The 19,206-nt window shown below is 36.7% G+C and carries 10 protein-coding genes and 6 pseudogenes; 6 read left to right on the top strand and 10 right to left on the bottom strand.

The annotated features are described in order from the left end of the window. Nucleotides 1-31 precede the first annotated feature (31 nt). Nucleotides 32-1,120 (bottom strand): SMP-30/gluconolactonase/LRE family protein, encoded by a 1,089-nt coding sequence (locus JCM17102_RS18685; protein ID WP_025076268.1) that lies wholly within the window; start codon nucleotides 1,118-1,120, stop codon nucleotides 32-34. A gap of 580 nt (nucleotides 1,121-1,700) precedes the next feature. Here JCM17102_RS18685 and JCM17102_RS18690 point away from each other — a divergent pair. The 4 genes and pseudogenes from JCM17102_RS18690 (at nucleotide 1,701) to JCM17102_RS18705 (ending at nucleotide 4,801) form a co-directional block, all read left to right on the top strand. Continuing rightward, on the top strand, nucleotides 1,701-1,994 hold the full coding sequence (locus JCM17102_RS18690) for a coiled-coil domain-containing protein (RefSeq protein ID WP_033887108.1): 294 nt from the start codon (nucleotides 1,701-1,703) through the stop codon (nucleotides 1,992-1,994). Between the two features lie 11 nt (nucleotides 1,995-2,005). Beyond that, nucleotides 2,006-2,296 carry a cell division protein ZapA gene (locus JCM17102_RS18695; RefSeq protein ID WP_025076270.1) on the top strand — a complete coding sequence of 97 codons (291 nt, stop codon included), beginning with the start codon at nucleotides 2,006-2,008 and terminating at the stop codon, nucleotides 2,294-2,296. Nucleotides 2,297-2,415: 119 nt separating this feature from the next. Next, nucleotides 2,416-3,950, top strand: a pseudogene (rny, locus tag JCM17102_RS28430) (ribonuclease Y). A gap of 86 nt (nucleotides 3,951-4,036) precedes the next feature. After that, nucleotides 4,037-4,801 carry a copper homeostasis protein CutC gene (locus JCM17102_RS18705; RefSeq protein ID WP_025076271.1) on the top strand — a complete coding sequence of 255 codons (765 nt, stop codon included), beginning with the start codon at nucleotides 4,037-4,039 and terminating at the stop codon, nucleotides 4,799-4,801. Here the strand turns inward: JCM17102_RS18705 and JCM17102_RS30005 are convergent. Continuing rightward, nucleotides 4,785-5,014: pseudogene (locus tag JCM17102_RS30005) on the bottom strand (sodium ion-translocating decarboxylase subunit beta); the annotation flags it as partial. The gene JCM17102_RS18705 and the pseudogene JCM17102_RS30005 overlap by 17 nt on opposite strands. 14 nt (nucleotides 5,015-5,028) lie before the next feature. Next, nucleotides 5,029-7,804: pseudogene (locus tag JCM17102_RS28435) on the bottom strand (transglutaminase domain-containing protein). 281 nt (nucleotides 7,805-8,085) lie between these two features. On the opposite strand from JCM17102_RS28435, the gene JCM17102_RS30995 reads away from it, so the two are divergent. Beyond that, nucleotides 8,086-8,223, top strand: a complete 138-nt coding sequence (locus JCM17102_RS30995; RefSeq protein WP_168770337.1) for a hypothetical protein — start codon at nucleotides 8,086-8,088, stop codon at nucleotides 8,221-8,223. A 327-nt stretch (nucleotides 8,224-8,550) separates the two neighbouring features. On the opposite strand, the pseudogene JCM17102_RS28440 reads toward JCM17102_RS30995, so the two are convergent. The 4 genes and pseudogenes from JCM17102_RS28440 to JCM17102_RS30455 form a co-directional block, all read right to left on the bottom strand. Next, nucleotides 8,551-10,482, bottom strand: a pseudogene (locus JCM17102_RS28440) (heparinase II/III domain-containing protein). 291 nt (nucleotides 10,483-10,773) lie between these two features. Continuing rightward, nucleotides 10,774-11,753, bottom strand: a pseudogene (dinB, locus tag JCM17102_RS28445) (DNA polymerase IV); the annotation flags it as partial. 136 nt (nucleotides 11,754-11,889) lie between these two features. Next, nucleotides 11,890-14,628, bottom strand: coding sequence for a glycoside hydrolase family 78 protein (locus JCM17102_RS18740; protein WP_275564432.1), 2,739 nt, complete (start codon nucleotides 14,626-14,628; stop codon nucleotides 11,890-11,892). Nucleotides 14,629-14,789: 161 nt separating this feature from the next. Further along, nucleotides 14,790-14,972 carry a hypothetical protein gene (locus JCM17102_RS30455; protein ID WP_136498393.1) on the bottom strand — a complete coding sequence of 61 codons (183 nt, stop codon included), beginning with the start codon at nucleotides 14,970-14,972 and terminating at the stop codon, nucleotides 14,790-14,792. Nucleotides 14,973-15,231: 259 nt separating this feature from the next. On the opposite strand from JCM17102_RS30455, the pseudogene JCM17102_RS28450 reads away from it, so the two are divergent. Then, a pseudogene (locus JCM17102_RS28450) lies at nucleotides 15,232-16,677 on the top strand (DUF4419 domain-containing protein). A gap of 537 nt (nucleotides 16,678-17,214) precedes the next feature. On the opposite strand, the gene JCM17102_RS18755 reads toward JCM17102_RS28450, so the two are convergent. The 3 genes from JCM17102_RS18755 to JCM17102_RS30755 all read right to left on the bottom strand — a co-directional run. Continuing rightward, nucleotides 17,215-18,225, bottom strand: a complete 1,011-nt coding sequence (locus JCM17102_RS18755) for a site-specific integrase (protein ID WP_245798613.1) — start codon at nucleotides 18,223-18,225, stop codon at nucleotides 17,215-17,217. A 407-nt stretch (nucleotides 18,226-18,632) separates the two neighbouring features. Further along, nucleotides 18,633-18,875 (bottom strand): DUF6722 family protein, encoded by a 243-nt coding sequence (locus JCM17102_RS18765; protein WP_025076275.1) that lies wholly within the window; start codon nucleotides 18,873-18,875, stop codon nucleotides 18,633-18,635. An 84-nt stretch (nucleotides 18,876-18,959) separates the two neighbouring features. After that, on the bottom strand, nucleotides 18,960-19,206 hold a 247-nt coding region (locus JCM17102_RS30755; protein WP_033887107.1), incomplete at its 5' end, for a hypothetical protein.

Raw genomic sequence — 19,206 nt, forward strand, 5'->3', positions numbered from 1 at the left:
ATTACGTGTTTTTGGCTTGTGATAATTTTATTTATTCTAATGCTAGTTTTGCCAAAGTGAAAGGCTTGTCGTGTTTTGTATTCACTTTATCGGGTCCAGTTACAAGATCGAAACAAGATACAATTATCTGACCATTCCACACAATCGGTTCACCTGGTTGATCCAATCCACCTTCGCTTCCGTCGCAATCAGGACTTTGGGCAATACGTTGGATTTTTCCATTCTTATCTACACGAGCAACGGCATTTGCTGAGAAATCCGCAACCCAGATGTTGCCTTTATCATCCATACACATACCGTCTGTAGTTCGTAATTGTGTGGTATCTTGTGCCCATACATCATTACTAATAACTTTTCCCTCAGCATCCATCTTGATACGATGAATTGCACCGTCACCGAAATTCCCAACATACAAGTCTCCCGCTTCATCAAAAACGATTCCATCCAAACCGTATTGCACTTCAGGATTTTGAGTGATAACTGCCGTAAGCAGATTTTTGTCTTCGCTTGTGTTTGTTACAACAATGTCACGATCGTTCATATCAAAGCAATATACCCCACTAACAAGTAAACCAGAGGGGTCTTTAATCTGTGACAAAGAACTTTGAGTAACATACAATTTTCCGTTACGAATACGGATACCGTTAGGATGCTCCATACCGGAAGCTACTGTGATAGTTTCCACTAATTGATCATTGTCAAACTTCAAACGAAGAATACGTCCTTTATTCCGCGATTTCTCTGCTCCGCTCCAACCTTGGTTATCGCTAATAAACAGATCTCCCTCTTCATTAAATGCAAGTCCCATCGGAGAAGCCCATCCGGTTTCTTCCAATACAGGTACATCCAACCATTTAGAGATCTTGCCATCTTTAGTAATACGCATCAAACAAGCAGGATGAGTAATGTCGGCAAAGTTCGGACATGCCAGAATTAAATCTCCATTGGGGGCAATTGCCATGCCATCCGGTGTCGGACAGAAATCCGGCAGTTTCATAAATAACTCACTCTTCTGAGGAAGCTCATCCGCCACTTTTTTATTTTTTGGAGAAGTACATTGAATGCAGGTCGTTCCAATCAACGAAACTGCAAAAAGAGATAATAAATAACACTTTTTCATGGTTAGTAAATACAAATGTTTATGTTTAAAATTTGGTCTGTTAGTTCGTTTGCAAACATACCGCAATTTATCGATGAAATGGGAAAACTATTATTCAATAAAGGAAAATTTTGATTCAAAAGCACATAAATTCAAGCTAAATATGATATAAAAGGTTAAATTCCCCTCTAAAAAGTAACATTTCACTTTTCTAATTAATTTATCAACGACAGCCTATAACCACATACAAATTTCATCACTATTGAAACGATTCAAAAGTTCAATACCACTAAAAAACACAATAGCTATTTTGAGTCCTGTGGAAATGAATTAAAAGACAAAAGATAACATCTCGATTCATGATCACTATGGAGCAAAAAGATAACAACTGTGGAACGAAAAAGAATAACTATAAACTTATATAAGATATACATTAATTTAAATTAGAGTATATACACGACTTACTGTATGATAAGATATATCCATCTCCCCCTTTCTTCATTGCTTCCGGCTATTTTTAAGCAAAAAAGAACATTTTCTCTAAAAAAGTTTTTGTAATATCAGAGTTAATCGTATTTTTGTGTACAATTTTGGTGTAGTGATGACAGAAGAAGATAAAAAGTTATTGAGTACCTTTGAAACGCAGCTACGGCATTTGATTTTTTTGCATGATGAAATCAAACGTGAAAATGCCGAGTTGAAAAGACTTCTTGAGATTGAAAAACTGAGGAACGAGAAAGTACAAGCTCAATATGATGAATTAGAAGTCAGCTACACAAACCTAAAAACAGCTACGGCAATCAGCCTTAACGGCAGTGACGTGAAAGAGACGAAACTGCGATTGTCAAAATTAGTGCGTGAAGTCGATAAATGCATCGCTTTATTAAATGAATAAAAAGAAGATGTATGAACGATAAAATAAAGATAAACCTGCAAATAGCAGATTCCAACTATCCGCTTACTATCAACCGAGAGGAAGAAGAAATGGTACGGGAAGCTGCTAAACAGGTAAACATCAGGCTTAATGCGTACCGGGAATATTATAAGAATCTTGAACCGGAAAAAATTATTGCCATGGTGGCCTATCAGTTTTCGTTGGAGAAACTGCAATTGAAGCAACGTAATGATACTAGTCCGTTTACGGAAAAGGTACAAGAATTAAATGAATTACTGGAAAATTATTTCAAAGAGGAATAAGAAACCCCAGTCGTTCGCTGATAAGAGAAAACAACCACGCACTGTATAATATCCGAACATTCTATTGTTCTGATGTTTGGCGGTGCGTTTTTATTTATATATTTAAATTATAATGTAGAATGATAGCAACAATATCAACAGCAATTGCTTGCTTCATCGTAGGAGGAGTCCTGTCGTATGTACTGTTTAGATACGGTTTGAAATCCAAATACGATAATGTCCTGAAAGAAGCAGAGACAGAAGCGGAAGTAATTAAGAAAAACAAATTACTGGAAGTGAAGGAAAAATTCCTGAACAAGAAAGCTGATTTGGAAAAAGAAGTGGCACTGCGTAACCAGAAGATTCAACAAGCTGAGAACAAGTTGAAACAACGTGAAATGGTCCTTAACCAGCGCCAGGAAGAAATTCAACGTAAGAAAATGGAGGCTGAAGCTGTAAAGGAAAACCTGGAAGCTCAGCTTGTCATTGTAGATAAGAAAAAAGAAGAACTGGATAAATTGCAACATCAGGAAATCGAGAAATTGGAAACTATTTCCGGTTTGTCTGCTGAAGAAGCTAAAGAACGCTTGGTAGAATCTCTGAAAGAGGAGGCTAAAACCCAGGCACAGTCATACATTAACGATATAATGGATGATGCAAAACTGACTGCCAGCAAGGAAGCAAAACGTATTGTGATTCAGTCTATCCAACGAGTAGCTACTGAAACTGCTATCGAAAACTCTGTAACTGTATTCCATATTGAATCAGATGAAATTAAGGGACGTATTATCGGTCGTGAAGGGCGTAATATCCGTGCATTGGAAGCTGCTACCGGTGTTGAAATCGTAGTAGACGATACTCCGGAAGCTATCGTACTTTCTGCCTTTGACCCGGTTCGTCGTGAAGTTGCCCGTTTGGCACTCCATCAGCTTGTGACTGACGGACGTATCCATCCGGCACGTATCGAAGAGGTAGTAGCAAGGTGCGCAAACAGGTGGAAGAAGAAATCATTGAAACAGGTAAACGTACGACAATCGACTTGGGTATCCATGGTTTGCATCCTGAATTAATCCGTATCATCGGTAAGATGAAATATCGTTCTTCTTATGGTCAGAACCTGCTGCAACATGCTCGTGAAACAGCCAATCTCTGTGCTGTTATGGCTTCTGAACTAGGTCTGAATCCGAAAAAAGCAAAACGTGCCGGACTGTTGCACGATATTGGTAAAGTGCCTGATGAAGAACCGGAATTGCCACACGCATTGCTCGGTATGAAATTGGCTGAGAAGTATAAAGAAAAACCAGATATTTGTAATGCAATCGGTGCTCACCATGATGAAACGGAAATGACTAGCTTGTTAGCTCCTATCGTACAGGTATGTGATGCTATCTCTGGTGCTCGTCCGGGTGCTCGTCGTGAAATCGTGGAAGCATACATCAAACGTTTGAATGATCTGGAACAATTGGCTATGTCATATACAGGTGTAACCAAGACTTATGCTATCCAAGCTGGACGCGAACTTCGTGTAATCGTTGGTGCTGATAAGATCGACGATAAACAAACAGAAAGCTTATCCGGTGAAATCGCTAAGAAAATCCAAGATGAAATGACTTATCCGGGACAAGTGAAAATCACTGTAATTCGTGAGACACGTGCGGTAAGCTTCGCTAAATAAAAACATTCAAAAGAAGATTGATACAAGGGCGAAGAAATTCGCCCTTTTTTAATATCTGATCTCATCGTTAAATACTAGTATCATTCATGAAAAAGTATCAAATTGAAGTCTGTGCCAACTCAATTGAGAGCTGTTTGGCTGCACAAGCCGGTGGAGCCGACCGAGTAGAGTTATGCGCTGGTATTCCAGAAGGAGGAACAACTCCTTCTTATGGAGAAATCTCCATTGCGCGTGAATTACTGACAAGAACTCGTCTACATGTTATTATCCGTCCCCGGGGAGGAGATTTTCTTTATTCTCCCATTGAAATAAAAACGATGTTAATGGACATAGAGATGGCTGGAAAGATAGGAGCAGATGGAGTTGTATTTGGTTGTTTGACAGCTGAGGGGGAAATCGATCTTCCGGCAATGCAACAATTAATGCAAGCTTCTAAAGGGTTATCTGTTACTTTCCACCGCGCCTTCGATGTATGTCGTAATTCCCAGAAGGCTTTAGAACAAATAATAGAATTAGGCTGTAATCGCATCTTAACCTCAGGACAACAATCTACGGCTGAACTTGGTATTTCTCTCCTCAAAGAACTACGGATACAAGCAGCAGGAAGAATCATTTTACTTGCGGGGTGTGGAGTAAATGAGAAGAATATTTCCCATATTGCCCAAGAAACAGGAATTGAAGAATTCCATTTCTCAGCCCGTCAAACAATCAAAAGTGATATGAATTATAAAAATGAATCAGTATCTATGGGCGGCACTGTACATATCAACGAATACGAACGAAATGTAACGACCGCCCAAAGAGTTATGGATACGATTCAAGCCTTATACAAGGCTATAGATAAGGAATAATCGTTATGTAAATACCAGTAATGATAGCCGAAGTTATTACTCCTGAAATATTAGCTCCCAAAGCATCTCCCAGAACAAATGACTCCGGATTATCTTTGCTTATAATTTTCTGAGCTACCTTTGCAGTGGTAGGTACACAACTAACAGCAATACCAATCACGGGATTATAATTTCCTGCTTAATGAAGTACATAATATAACCGCCAACAATACCTCTTTTTTAGTCGGTTATAATCCATGAATCACCTTCATCAACTGCTCTCCCAACCCAATCGTATATCCTTGTGAAACAAAAACTACTCGATTAAATGTGTCAGCAATGATAAACATCGGAAGAATAGTTTGATTGGATAATTTCATAGATTCAGCAATCTGTTTCTGGATACTGTTATCAATGTCGATACCATATATTATAGTAGAAGGTAATCCTTGAAATTCAGCAGGACGAAACTTTTTATATTGTTCTTCGGAAGGGAAAAGAAATACCATCTTTCTACCCCATTTTTCAAATTCACTACCTAACGCGGCAATATCTCTCAAAGCGTGATTGGTAGGTTCCTGCCCCACTCCTAGCACAGCGACAACAAAATATCCGCGTCCACAAGCCTGAAGAATACTTTGTGATATCACCTCCTTAGTGTCTCCCTGAACAGTTCCACATCTTTCACTAGTCAGGTTGTTTCCACTTTCAGTTCCTATAGGGTGATATAATGACTCTGAATTAAAGTTTCCGATTACCTGAACTTGATCTTTACTTTCACGCATTACCAAATCCACTGTAGTTGTTTTTTCCGGCTCTACATTGAAAAAGCTAACCTGGGATAGCACCGCTCCGCTAGCCATACGCGTTCCTGAAACAAGCATATAGTAACCAGCATCCAATCTTATACCTTTCTTCAAAAGATTTGACCAGGTAGCACCTCCCCCCATATCCACATCACCTTCATCATAATTCAAAAGTCGGAACGTTCCATCCTTATATTTAGAAAGAGTAAAATGGGAATAATACTTAGGATCAGATAAAGAAGGAATAGGATGATAAGTAGCATACAACAATCCGGTAGAAGCTTGAACAGGAGTACTTGCATTGAAATTTACGTCTAATGTCCGTCCTTCTTTTAAATTTATTTGCTTTCCATTTTCCATAAAAGGATTCATATCCACATACTGTACTTTACCTGTCACTTCATCGATCCATGCCGGAATGCCTAATGTACGTGCCATTGCTACAAAGAATATATCACGTGATTTTTCATCTGCTACACGCGCTTTCCACACTCCTTCCGGAGAAATAGGAATACGTTGTGAATTCAAATCATTATCTATCTTAATTTCCTTCTTACACCATTCCACTAAACGAGTAGGATCTTTCACAAAAGTTTCTGCATCCGACTGTGGAATCGCATTACGTAGAAAATTACGGTAAGGAGTCAACATTTCATTTGCTACACGTGGGTTAATAATTTCCACACTTGTACCCAGACTTACTTTCTGTGGATCGGGGGCATTCTGATAATGATCCTTCAATACCTCAATTGAAACATCTCTCCAATCTTTAGCAGAAAGAACTCGTAACAATTCTATCGCAAGATCCTCTTTTCCTTCACCGGCAGCATTTTTCAAGAAATCGATTAACGTTTGGTAATTACCGCGTGAAGCTACTAACATTTTAACCATCTTATCGATTTCAGACTCATTTAGTTTAAAAGTAGAAAGAGCAGCTTTTGCGCGTTCTTCTGTCATCATGGTACCCACATAAGCATTACGGATTGAGTCCTCTTTCGCTAAACGGAGATCATTCGCTGCCCGTTGTTCAGGAGTGACTTCCGGAAGATTGGCTCCTTCTACAGGAGGGACAATATCCAAATCAAGAGTATATGCTTCTCCTTCTTTTTTATCTAACGCAAGAACAAGCGCATCTTCTTTTCCGAAAGATAACTTACTATATCCAAATTGACCATCTTTAGAAGCCCATACTAACATATCTCCTTTACCTGCTGTTAATGAAGTTTGCCCGTTAGTATCGGTATATTTTGTAGCAACAGTATAGAATTCCGCATAATTATAAACTTTAAAGTCTACTTTAACTCCCACTACCGGTTTACCGTCTGTATCAGTAACCGTTACTAACGCCTTCGCAGTCGGAGCATAGTTATCTATTACATTTATTTCAGTATAGTTCGGTGTTTCAAGCATAATTTCTTCCGGTCCGTTATAACGTCCGAAGACCTTGGTATGCATCAACATTCCCCGACTAGCAGGTGCATTAAACCATCCCAGATTCAATACAGCTTCCGGTTCGCAAGCTCCGAAAAAGTACCATTGACCATCTGCCAAGCCTCTACCCAAGCATGATTATCATCTGTATGCGCCCAACGGGGAGTATACACTTGCCTTGCAGGAATCCCAACTGCCCGAAGTGCAGCCACCGTAAAAGTAGATTCCTCACCACAACGTCCATAAGCCGTCTTTACCGAAGCTAACGGAGAACTGGTACGGGCATCACTTGGACGATATACAACTTTCTCGTGGCACCAATGATTCACTTCAAGAATAGCCTCCTTCATAGATAAATTCTTTACCCGATCCTTTAATTCTCCATAAAATAATTTACGGGAATCATCCAGATTCTCATTATTCACCCGAATAGGAAGTACAAAATGGCGGTATAACTTATCAGGAACCACTTTTCCCCAAGGCATTTCTCCACGAGTTCGCTCAGACAAACGGAAATTTTCCAGATAATAAATTCCCGGATAATCGGTTACATCACCTATTGGCATATAAGCATATAAAAACATGAGGCTTCCCGTTCGGAAACCGTTAAATCTTTATTAGAAAATATAGCAAATAGATCTCCGTTAGGAAGAGCTTGTTGTTTCTGCTCAAAATCTTGAATGACTTGATTCCGATAAGTTTCTTCTTTCAGAAAGTGAGGTTCACTACAAGATACTATCATTACCGACAATATCGGTACAAACAGAAGTTGAATCTGTGTTTTCATGCTTATGTATTTCATATATATAAAAGTATGAGGGTACTTACGTACAAAGGTACAAGATTTTTTCTTAAAGTAATTGCAAGTAACCTTGTTTGTATGTAACAGGTTTGTAATATCTCTGTATTTATCCTCCTTATAAGAAGAAAAATCAGACGAAAAAGAAACATTTTATGTTATACAGCATATATTTCAAAAACATTTCGTACCTTTGTAGCGTTAATAAAGAAAACAAAATGTAAAACCGCTCTTCAAAACGTGAAGGGCAAAAAAAGAGGAAACAAATTATGAAAAAGAATGCAAATGAAAAAGTAATGATGTTACAGTACCGTATTAAACGTTATCAAGCAATGGGAAACGGTGCAATGTGCCAAGCCTTGAATGGTAAACTTCAAAAACTGCTGAATCAGCAGCCTACCATGTAAATAAACACACACTATATTATACAATTTTAAAAGCGGAAGAACCTTATGGTTTTTCCGCTTTTTTTATAATACATTATTATGAGCCTGTTTAATAAAAGAATTCAAGACCTTTTAATGAAAATAGTATTAATAGAAATATGAATCAGCCAATAAATTTTACGGAAGATCTAGGTTTCGTTTTGAGCCATTGAGGGACCATTTCCATCACTATCCTTCCTATTGATATTAAAACAAAGAATAGATGATTCGCTATGCTCTGTATAACAAAGAGCATATTGACCATTAATGGATATACTACTTTACCAACAATAAATTCCATTCAATTCTTTATTTCATTTGTTGAATTACAAACTTATAACTTCCTGTCGCCTTCTTCACTTCAGTTTTTAATGTAATACGATAAATCTCTTTTCCCCAAACATTAGAAAGACGGGAATCGTCTAGTTTGATTCTTTCCAGTTCAGCTTTAAATTGAGAAGGATAATCCAATTCTACTTTTTCTCCCTTGACTTCAATGCAGACTTTACCCGCTGAAGAACGTAACTTTTCCCCATGTAAGAAAATTAATCTGATTTGCGACAAGTAACTCATTTAATACATAATTATCGGTAATTGTCAACTTACGTCCATCCAAAGTATAAGAACGTATCCAACTTTTAACTTTCGCTGTAGTCGGATATGCTCCTGCAATATCTGTAGAAAAAGTATATTTCTTTTCGTTGCAGGTAGTATTCATTGCTTTATACCGCTGACCAAATTTTTGCGAAATGCCATTAATGACAGGTAGATTATGATAATCACTTTGCATTGTCCAGATAGTATAGCGGTCACTGCTAAATGTTTTCTTCGTATATGTACCTACACCTGCATCAATAAATACAGGAGTCGTATTCACAAATAAGGAGAATGTACCCACATCGTTATGATTATGGCTTTCATTATTAAAACCACCTTTCGTTGCTAAAAACAAGCCATCCTTATTATGCATATAGCAGAATTCAGTTTCAGAATACCAAGTTACATCCGGTATATCGTGTTTTGGAATTACTCGTTCCAAATCGTTATAACAAAGTAATGATTGAAGAGAACGGAATGCATCATTTCCCATTGTTGCATAAGGCTTTTTACCATTCAACAGATAGGCAGCAAAATGCATCATTTCGTCACTCTTCACAGCCTTACCATAACGATAGATTAATAAAGGATCTCCCCTCCTTGCGCTGAAGCATCCGCAAAGTTTACCACCCATCCATTGCCAACATAAGAACGGGACATATACTCACCCATGCGACGAATCATAGGTTCAGCGAACAAAGATAGTTTACCTCCGGTACCTTCGGAAAGGATTTGCAGGTAATCGTAAAGTTTACCCGCTGCATGTCCCCAATAAGAAGTTCCTTCTTCACAGGCACCATCAGATTTCACAAAGTTGATAAATTTATCAACAGATTGCATGGTGCGATATACCGCTTTAGCCAAACGGTTTTTATCATTCTCCATTAAAAGGAAACATTGCAATACATTAGAGTTGCACCAAGGATTCCAATTATTTATGATTTGTCCCGGTTTCCAATGGAAAGCCATCCACCATAACTTATCATTATCCATATACGGATCTAAAATACGTTCTTTGATTGCTGCACGCATCTGCAAAGAAACGACAGGATTAATTTTGTCGAAAGATTTATGAAAGAAAAAGTGTATCCATGCCATCAAAGCACCGTAACCACCCGAACCTAGGTCGATTACCTGCTCACGAAAATCAGGTAACGAACGCTTACTACTTTGGTAAGGCAGATGAGCAGACAAAACCCATGAGTTCATTTCGCAACTCATATATGCTCCATTAAGCAGTTGATCAATGAAACGTCCTTTTCCTTCGGCAAGTTCAGCAAGCATTAGCGTATTCAGAGCTTGTGTATTAGCTCCATATGGATTTTCCATCACCTTACGATCTCCCGTACGTTCATATTCCAGATAGGCAGTGGCAGGAATTAGTTGCCACTTATAATTTAGAAGTTTTTCTCCAGCCTCAATCAGACGTTGTTTGTTGGGTCCCATCAGTGTATCCCATGCGGTACGGTCCGTATAGGCCGGATAAGGTACCCATGCCTGTTGCATTACTAATACATTTTTCAGCGTAGTTTCATCCGCTGCTTTTTGCAGCATATTGCGTTCAGTATACGCATTCGCCTTAAAGGAGATATTTCCCAAGGCTATTACTAAAAAAATACAAAGTAGATGTTTCATTCGATTCAAGGTGTTTTATTCATTTAAGTAATACAAAGATAGTATATCTAATTGAAAACGAGGTAAACAAATCATGTGAACCTGATGATAAAAAAGTGTAGACAGAATAACAGAAGGTCTAATTTATAGAGACAGAACTTCTGTCTCATGCAAAAGTACCTCTATCAGAGAGAAACAGCCCCTTCATTTTTAGTCCCAGTCACTAAATTCAAAACTCAACTGTTCCCAAGCCCTGTGCCGGTCATCCGCTTCTTCTTTCGGATTAGAAACAGAAAGTCCGATGAGACGGATAGGGTGTTGTTCATATTCAACACTTTTCATCAATTCTTTGGCAAGAGGAAGAATAAGATCCAAAGTCGTCAATTCCTGTGATTGAGTAATGCTTCGTGTAATCTGGTTAAAATCGTGGAACTTGATTTTCAATGTCAGAGTATTTCCTTTAAACTCTTTTCGGTGAAGACGTTCGATCAATTCCACTGCCACATGATAGAGTTCAATGATAACGGAAGAGCGTGTAGAAATATCCTTTTCTAAGGTCCGCTCACAACCGATGGATTTTCGGATACGAATAGACTCAACTGGTCGTTCATCAATTCCGCGAGAACATTCATAATAAAGTGCACCAACCTTGCCAAAGTGAGCAGTTAGCATCTCCAATGAGCATTTCCGAAGTTGCAGTCCATTACTAATTCCAAGCAGATGCATTTTCTTGGCAGTAACAGGTCCTACTCCCCAAAAAGATTCGATAGGAAGGCGAGCTATAAAATCAAGTGCCTGTTCCGGATGGATTGTACAAAGTCCGTTCGGCTTACGATAATCAGAGGCAATCTTAGCCAGAAACTTATTATAAGATACTCCCGCGGATGCAATCAGATTCAACTGTTCCCGAATACGAAGTTTAATTTCTTTTGCAATATCAACAGCCAAAGAGATATCCTTCTTATTCTCCGTCACATCCAGGAAAGCCTCATCCAACGAAAGAGGTTCAATGATATCTGTGTACTCATGGAAGATTTCATGAATCTGACGGGAAATGGATTTATAAACATCCATTCTACCGGGACGAATATCAGTTGCGGGCAAAGACGCTTTGCTTTCTGAGAGGACATAGCAGAACGAACGCCATAACGACGTGCTTCATAGCTGGCAGCAGCTACAACTCCCCGCTCTTCGGCATGTCCTACAGCTAAAGGTTTTCCACGAAGTTCCGGATGATCACGCTGCTCTACAGAAGCGTAGAATGCATCCATATCTATATGTATGATCTTTCGCAAAGCCATTCTCTATTCAGTTAGCAGAGCAAACTTACTACAAATTTCCGAATAAATAAAACATCTTTTTTACTGCTATTTATTCATTGTTGAGATTAAATGCAAAGCGATAGAATCTATTCAATTTCTATTTTAAACCCAGAAGTTATTTACCTATAAAAACTTCAAACAAATATGATCCTGAACCAATCGCCCATTTCGTCTTACCATTTACAGTTTCAACCAATGTAATACCTTTTTGTTGTGTTATAGGTCTGCCAAATTCTTTAATCATGTTCACATCAGTTGTGGGTAAACAAACGATAGCTTTACTATTAACAGGAATACTCACTTGTAAAGTATATACTTTATCATCTTTTTTCCATTCACAATCAATCCGTCCATAAGGAGATTCGTAGGAAGTTTTAGCCCCTTTTACATCTCCGACAATTTGCGGGTCAATGAATACCGTTTTATAAGCTATTGAATTTTCATTTTGACGAATACCTCCCACCCCACCAAATAACCATTCCATTAAATGACCTAACATAAGATGATTATTAGATACATTCTCATAAGCTTGCCATGATTCTGTCAAAGCTGTTGCACCATGGGCCAACTGCCAGCCATATCCCGGCACATCATACTTACTGTTCATTTTGAAAATCAAATCCGATTTGCCATTATTCTCTAATGCACGCAATACATAACGATAACCAACATCACCCGCAGTCAAAGCATAATCACGTCCGACAATATCTTTAACAAGATTATCCAGTACTCTTGTCTTATTTTCCGATGTTACTAAGTCCATGTATAAGCTGATAGCACTGGCAGTTTGGCTGTTTCTATCATAAGTTCCATCTTCCGGATGAAAGAATGTATCATTATATGCTTTTTTAATATTTTCAGCCAATGTCGCAAAAGATTTCTCATCATCTTCTTTTCCCAATAATTTAGCCATTTCCTTCAACATCATTGTATTATAGTAATAAATAGCAGTTGCTGTCACTCCATTTGATGTTAATTGCGCATAGCCCGGACTTTTAGGACCAATATCAAACCAGTCTCCCAATCCATAAGCAATAATATGATTGTGGGCACGTGTACCTAAATACTCCAGATATCTTTTCATAGCCGGATAATGTTTGATAATCAAACGCTTATCTCCATACCATTGATATATATACCAAGGACAAATAATGAAAGAGCAACCCCATTCAGGAGTGTCTTCAAAACCATCTGCAAAACGTACGTATTCCGGAGCAATGGTTGGTATAGCTCCGTTTTCCAATTGAGAGGCTGCCATATCATCCATTATTTTAGCGTAAAGTGATACCAGATTATATCGGTATTGCATAGAATATTGCATCAGATGATCTTGTTCCAGCCACCCCAATTTCTCACGATGAGGACAATCCGTCAATACACTTGCCATATTGCTACGTATCGCCCAATCTATCAAATTATAAATTTGATTGAACATTGGCTTCGAACAAGAAAAAGAACCTATTTCCGGAGCTACATTACAAGTATGCAGCCCTTCCAGCTCCACAATCTCCGGTAAATGATCGGGATTTTCTTTTCCTACAGGAATTGCTCCTTCCACTTGTACATAACGAAAACCGTAATAACTAAATTGTGGTTGCCAATTTTCTATTTCCCCTTCACCTTTAGTTATATATTTAAAATAAAAAGGGGCACCTGTAGCTCTCTGATTGACTGTTTTATCAGCATTCTGTAGTTCACCAGGCCGAAAAATAACAGCCTGTTTTTTGTTACCTTTTACTTTAACCCGGATAATTCCAGAAAAGTTCTGCCCTAAATCATACACCCAATATCCTTTATCGTTCTTATAACAAGTAATGACCGGTACACTCTCTCTCACAGTCAAATGCGTCCCAATCTGACTCTTTAGCTTTATGTCCTGTTCCACCTCTATCGCTTCCTGCCAATGACTATCATTAAAAGACGACACATCCCTCCAGCCATTTTGTTCTAAAGTAGCATCATAATCTTCTCCACCATAAATACTAGAATAAGTAATAGGACTAACTGCCACATGCCATGATTGATCACTTGTTATCTCTTCTGTGGAACCATCAACATAACATATGCATAGTTTTAATCTCATTTTAGGAGCTCCGAAAGAACCTAGCAATTTATAATATCGATCACGAGGAATATTATAAAATCCATTTCCTAACATCATGCCAATTACATTATCCCCATTTTTTAGTTCATCCGTAACATCAAACGTTACATATAAGGCTTCTTTATCATATTTTGTCCATCCCGGATCCAGAAAATGATCACCTACCTTCTTTCCATTCAAAAAGAAATCAAAATGTCCCAGACCGGTCACATAAGCCAACGCTTGTTTTATCTCTTTAGAAACTGGAAATACTTTCCTGAACTGGGGCAATCGATACCTTCCTACCATTTCATCTTTCAATTCATTTTGCACCAAAGGAGCATGAATAGCAGGAATCACCAACTTCCCATCTTTTTCTAAAGCAATCCATTTCGCTTTGCCCCAATCCTGTTCGTTCATCAGCCCCGTTATAAAGGTTGCCGGCTCACTCCATCCGGAACATTCCTTCTTTTCATTCCAAGAACGCACCTTCCAATAATAAGTTGTGGCAGATGCTAATTTCTTCCCTGCAAAAGGAATCAATACAGAAGCATCAGTATGGACTTTTCCACTATTCCAGACATTACCCTTATCTTCTTTTAGTAGTTCTTCCGAGTCCGCTACCAATATTTGATAAGCAGATTGCTGTGTACTACGTTGAGTACTCTGCAGTTTCCAACTAAAACAGGGTGTCTGTGTATCTATACCAATAGGATTTTTCAATTGTTCACAAGTCAAACTATATACTTGATAGGATATATTTGCCGACATAGCACAACTACTAAATATAACAAAAAATAAGATAAACAGTCGTTTCATATTTCTACTTAAATTTGACTTTTATATATTTATACAAAAAAATGATTATTAAAAACTACAAGAAATGCGGAGACAATTAAAATAATTCTCACTATCACAACTGCCAAACGTAACTAAATATTGCTAAATTTAAGCTTTCCAGTCAATAAGCATAATCCCAAGATTACATAAAGACCATAGTCATCTTGCTTGATAATTAATCTCCAAAGGCTTGCAAGAGTCATCATAATTAATATAATGACACCAACTTTTCTTATTATCTTTAAATATTTATCAGGATCGTCTGTGTTTTCCATACTTTTTAAATTTATATTATACAACAACTTTGAATAAATCATTTTCAATGAATATACTTTCAATACATTATCAAAAAAGATGAAAAGTGCATCAAAAGTGCCGTAAATTATCAATAATTGATTAAATGAGCAAGAATATCTAAAAATATTCCAGCTTTTATATTCAATTATATTTTTAATAATATTATATTTGTAAAACACCACTATAAATAATACTACTTTATAGCCGGAAGTCTAATACAAATAAAAAATTACTATTATGAGAACACTACTAGTCGGTATTCTAATTCTTAGTTGCATTACCAATATGTATGCTCAAAATGGAATTACTTTTGAAGTTGAGAAACTTTCAAAACCTGCAAGCTTACTCCCGACAATATCTGATGAAACTCTTTACCGAAAAATAATATTATCCGATGCCGGTATAGACGCTCGCTCTGTAGCAGTAAATAACAAATACCCTTATAATATTATCGCAAAAAATGAAGCTCCCAATAATTTAGTAGATGCTGGCAATAGTGCTTTTTTTAAGGGTATGCACCTTGCCTATGCAGAACATAGGCCCTTTATCCTATCTCCAGATATGATATGGTTGTTAATCAGGTCAGGGATTTGCACAGCATATCAATGCAAATAAAGAAGAAATGAGAAGCTATCTTATCGATTTCTCAGGCAAGCAATCTTTAATCGCACAATCAAAGAAGTCACTGAATGATTCGACTCTTGTGTGGGGAGAGATTTTCTCTCAATTTACCGAACAAATAAAGAAAAATGTCAAAGGCAACCTGGTTGAATTGCTAACTTGCAATTTCTCAACAACAACTTCATTAGAGAAAATCGCTTCTGAGATAACAATCATGGAAACAATGAAGCCCTATTTTGAGTTTATTGTTATATACATTGTTTGTGGAATCCCGGAAATTACTCTTGAAGGAACACCAGAAGACTGGGAAAAGGTATTGGCTAAAGCCAGAGAACTAAAAGAATATAAACTTGGATGGTGGATTTCTGAACTAGAACCGGTTTTGGAGGAATTTGTAAAAACCTCAAAAGGGAAAGTTAACAAGAAATTCTGGTGTAATATGTTTAAGTCTCATTCTAAAGGATGCGGAAGTCCTGAAATAATTGACGGATGGATTGTTAAATTCTTCCCTTATGATAAATATGGAATGGAATAAGGAATGATTTAAAGCAAATTAAAGGAGGAGATAGCCTACCTAACGAATTTGTAAAAGTCGATGTGAAATTCCTAGAAGTAGGTCATAGCTTAACCGAAGAAACAGAATTGGAAGTTTGGTCAGGTTTTATAGGTTTGAAACAGAATAAGGATAATTTTGCTTTAAGACCTCAAATGGGTTGGATGGTCAGAAAGAAAGAGACTCAAAATACCGAATTAATACATAAACTAAAGACAGATGCTCAAAATGAAAGTTCTACTCTTGGCAGTGGTATTTGCCTAAGAGTGAGAGAATTCCCTCCAGCTATATTATCTGAACTTCTAGCACTCTCAATAGACAGAATTGGAGAATTCACTGTAAACAGATTAGAAGTACAGTTTGTTGATGGTATCAACATACCGGACGAACTATCTAAAGTAAAGATCAAAGAATTAATATTATCCGGAGAAATTAGTATTGCAGGAAAGATGCGTATTAAAAAGCTGTTCTCTAACACCAAACTCACTATAAACGGGGACAGATGGTAATGCTACATCACTTCTATTATTTAAAAACCTCAAAAATAGGATCATGAGAAAACAAGTTTTCTACTTATTCATGTTTTGTAGCGTTACTATATATGCTCAAAAGGGAATTACTTTCCAGGTTGAAGAGCTTTCTAGCCCAAGAAAATACTTAAGACAAAATCTTATGAGGAAATCTATCCCAGTCTCATACTGTCAGATACCGGACATAATCAGAATAAATGATACGATTGTACAGGGAAAATTATCTTGATAAGTAGAGATCTTTGTCGGCACTATTTAGTTTAAAATTACTCTTTACTCATATAAAGTAAACAGGGTGTTGCAAAAGAATAACCTCGACAACACCTTGTTTTTTAAAAAATCGACTAATAATTAGCCTGAAAGTGGAGCTGGAGGGACCATGAATAAAGATTTTTATAGGATTACATACGTTTCATTAAATGTTAAATAGAAATTTTATATGAAATATTCATTTTATAAAGTTGGTATACATTTATAAAGAGTCCCTTTTTTAGTCCCTACTTTTTAACCTAGGGACTATTTATTAAATAGATTCATAGCTTCTTTTTTTGCCCGGTCTGCAATATCAATGTAAGGGCGCATAGCATTATAATCGGCATGACCTGTCCACTTCATAACAATATTTGGAGAAATACCTAGCATAATTGCGTTACATATAAATGTCCTCCTTCCAGTGTGAGTCGTAAGGAGTTCATATTTAGGTACCGTATCTTCAATCCGATTGTTCCCTTGATAGTATATGATAGTTTCCATTGTGTTAATTTCACAGATCTCCCCCAACTCCTTCATATAATTATTCATCTTCTGATTTGAGATTCTAGGGAAAACATATTTGTCTACTTTTTCGTATCTACCAAGAATCTCCTTTGAATATTTGTTGAGTTCTATTTTCAACGGGTCATTAGTTTTTATAGAAGTGATCTCAATATAATCGTCGAAAACATCTGCCCATTTCAAATTTTCCATATCGGAGTACCGTAATGACGTAAAACAACAAAATAAGAACTTATCCTTTACTCTTTTCAAGTAATTCTTTGACTCAGGTATCGGAGTATTGTATACCTTCATAAGTTCATTCCAGTCCAAAAATATAATTTTCTTAGGGACGATTTTCAATTTTGGGTTAAAGTCTATAAAAGATGTCTCCTTATTATATCCTTTTGCTGTAGCCCATCTTAAAAACCATTTCAAGATATTTATATCTTTCTTTATAGTCGTATTTCTTAATTTTACCTCTCCTGTATCTTCGTTTTTTAAGTTGAGAAGATAATCAACAAGCATTTGCAAACCCTTTTCAGTAAGATCGGAAAATTCTAGCTTTGGAGCAAAATTCCTCATGTGCTTCTTTATTGTCCTATGCTTCTTATATGTCGCTTCAGTCCAACTTTTATCCTTTCCCTCACTAATAATAAACTCGGTATAGCAATCAAAGAAATTCTTATCTTTTTCTACTATCTTCCCTAGTTTAATATTCATTTCCTTTCGAAACTCTTCGGCAGATGGGATAATATTTTCTTGCTCAAACATATAAAATACTTCTTCCGAAATATCCTCAAAACGCTGTATCTCTCTATTTATAATTGAAGAATGTACTTTTTTAGGTCCGTTGGTAGTATTATTCTTGCACCGTTGGGCGTCAGGTATCCATTTATCTATATCAATGCGATAACCAATATTAAAAGCTACAGTATTCCCGTTCCACTTAATACGATAACGTAGTTTAGCGTCTGGTTTACCTTTCTCTTTATCAAGAAGAAATATACAATTTCTTTTTATATTCATATAGCTTTAATATCTTATGCTAATTTAGACTATGCATGTATCATAAATTTGCAAGCCATTTTTTCCCTGATTTGGTTTTCAACCATGCTAAAAAAGCTCCGGCTACTACTATGCCTACTGTGAATATTGCTCCTAACATTTCCATAACGATCCTATTTTAAAATTAAATTTCCTATATTAGCTAAAATTACAGTCAGTACAACTCCAGCTATCAATACATACCAGTTTATTCCTATTTCAATATTGGTATATAAAGGAGTTACACCACCTAATACTAATGCAACAAAAGTAAGCTGTGAAAGGTTGAAAAAGTAACCAGCCAGTTTTTCACGTCTGGTTTTATCTTTCTCCTTACGCTCTTTCTTCACTTCTTGTTTATCACTCCAGTTACTCATGATTATTTAGTTAAAAGGTTTTGAGGATACTTCTTATTTATATAATAATCAAATAGTTACTTTTTGAGAAAATAGCGGTAATAATTAAATATCATTTAATATATCACTGTCTTTTTCTTTATTTTTTAAGGCATTATTTAAGGAATCTTCATATGATATCTCAATACATCCCGGACTACTTATTGCTACAGAAATATATCCTTCTTTTAATTTAAAATATGTTGCATATGTACATTTATCATTTTTTAAAGCTTGTAATTCATATCCATCTCCTTCATAATAAGGTTTAGAAAAGAATTCAAAATGATCTTTCGGTTCTCCATATTTTTTT

The sequence above is a fragment of the Bacteroides faecichinchillae JCM 17102 genome (assembly GCF_000614145.1).
GTDB classification, from domain to species: Bacteria; Bacteroidota; Bacteroidia; order Bacteroidales; family Bacteroidaceae; genus Bacteroides; species Bacteroides faecichinchillae.

Coding starts and splice junctions, on each gene's coding strand:
- JCM17102_RS18740 (WP_275564432.1), bottom strand. CDS start 14,628: ATGTCGGCAAATATATCCTATCAAGTATATAGTTTGACTTGTGAACAA.
- JCM17102_RS18690 (WP_033887108.1), top strand. CDS start 1,701: ATGACAGAAGAAGATAAAAAGTTATTGAGTACCTTTGAAACGCAGCTA.
- JCM17102_RS18755 (WP_245798613.1), bottom strand. CDS start 18,225: ATGTTTGAGCAAGAAAATATTATCCCATCTGCCGAAGAGTTTCGAAAG.
- JCM17102_RS18685 (WP_025076268.1), bottom strand. CDS start 1,120: ATGAAAAAGTGTTATTTATTATCTCTTTTTGCAGTTTCGTTGATTGGA.
- JCM17102_RS30455 (WP_136498393.1), bottom strand. CDS start 14,972: ATGGAAAACACAGACGATCCTGATAAATATTTAAAGATAATAAGAAAA.
- JCM17102_RS18695 (WP_025076270.1), top strand. CDS start 2,006: ATGAACGATAAAATAAAGATAAACCTGCAAATAGCAGATTCCAACTAT.
- JCM17102_RS18765 (WP_025076275.1), bottom strand. CDS start 18,875: ATGAGTAACTGGAGTGATAAACAAGAAGTGAAGAAAGAGCGTAAGGAG.
- JCM17102_RS18705 (WP_025076271.1), top strand. CDS start 4,037: ATGAAAAAGTATCAAATTGAAGTCTGTGCCAACTCAATTGAGAGCTGT.
- JCM17102_RS30995 (WP_168770337.1), top strand. CDS start 8,086: ATGAAAAAGAATGCAAATGAAAAAGTAATGATGTTACAGTACCGTATT.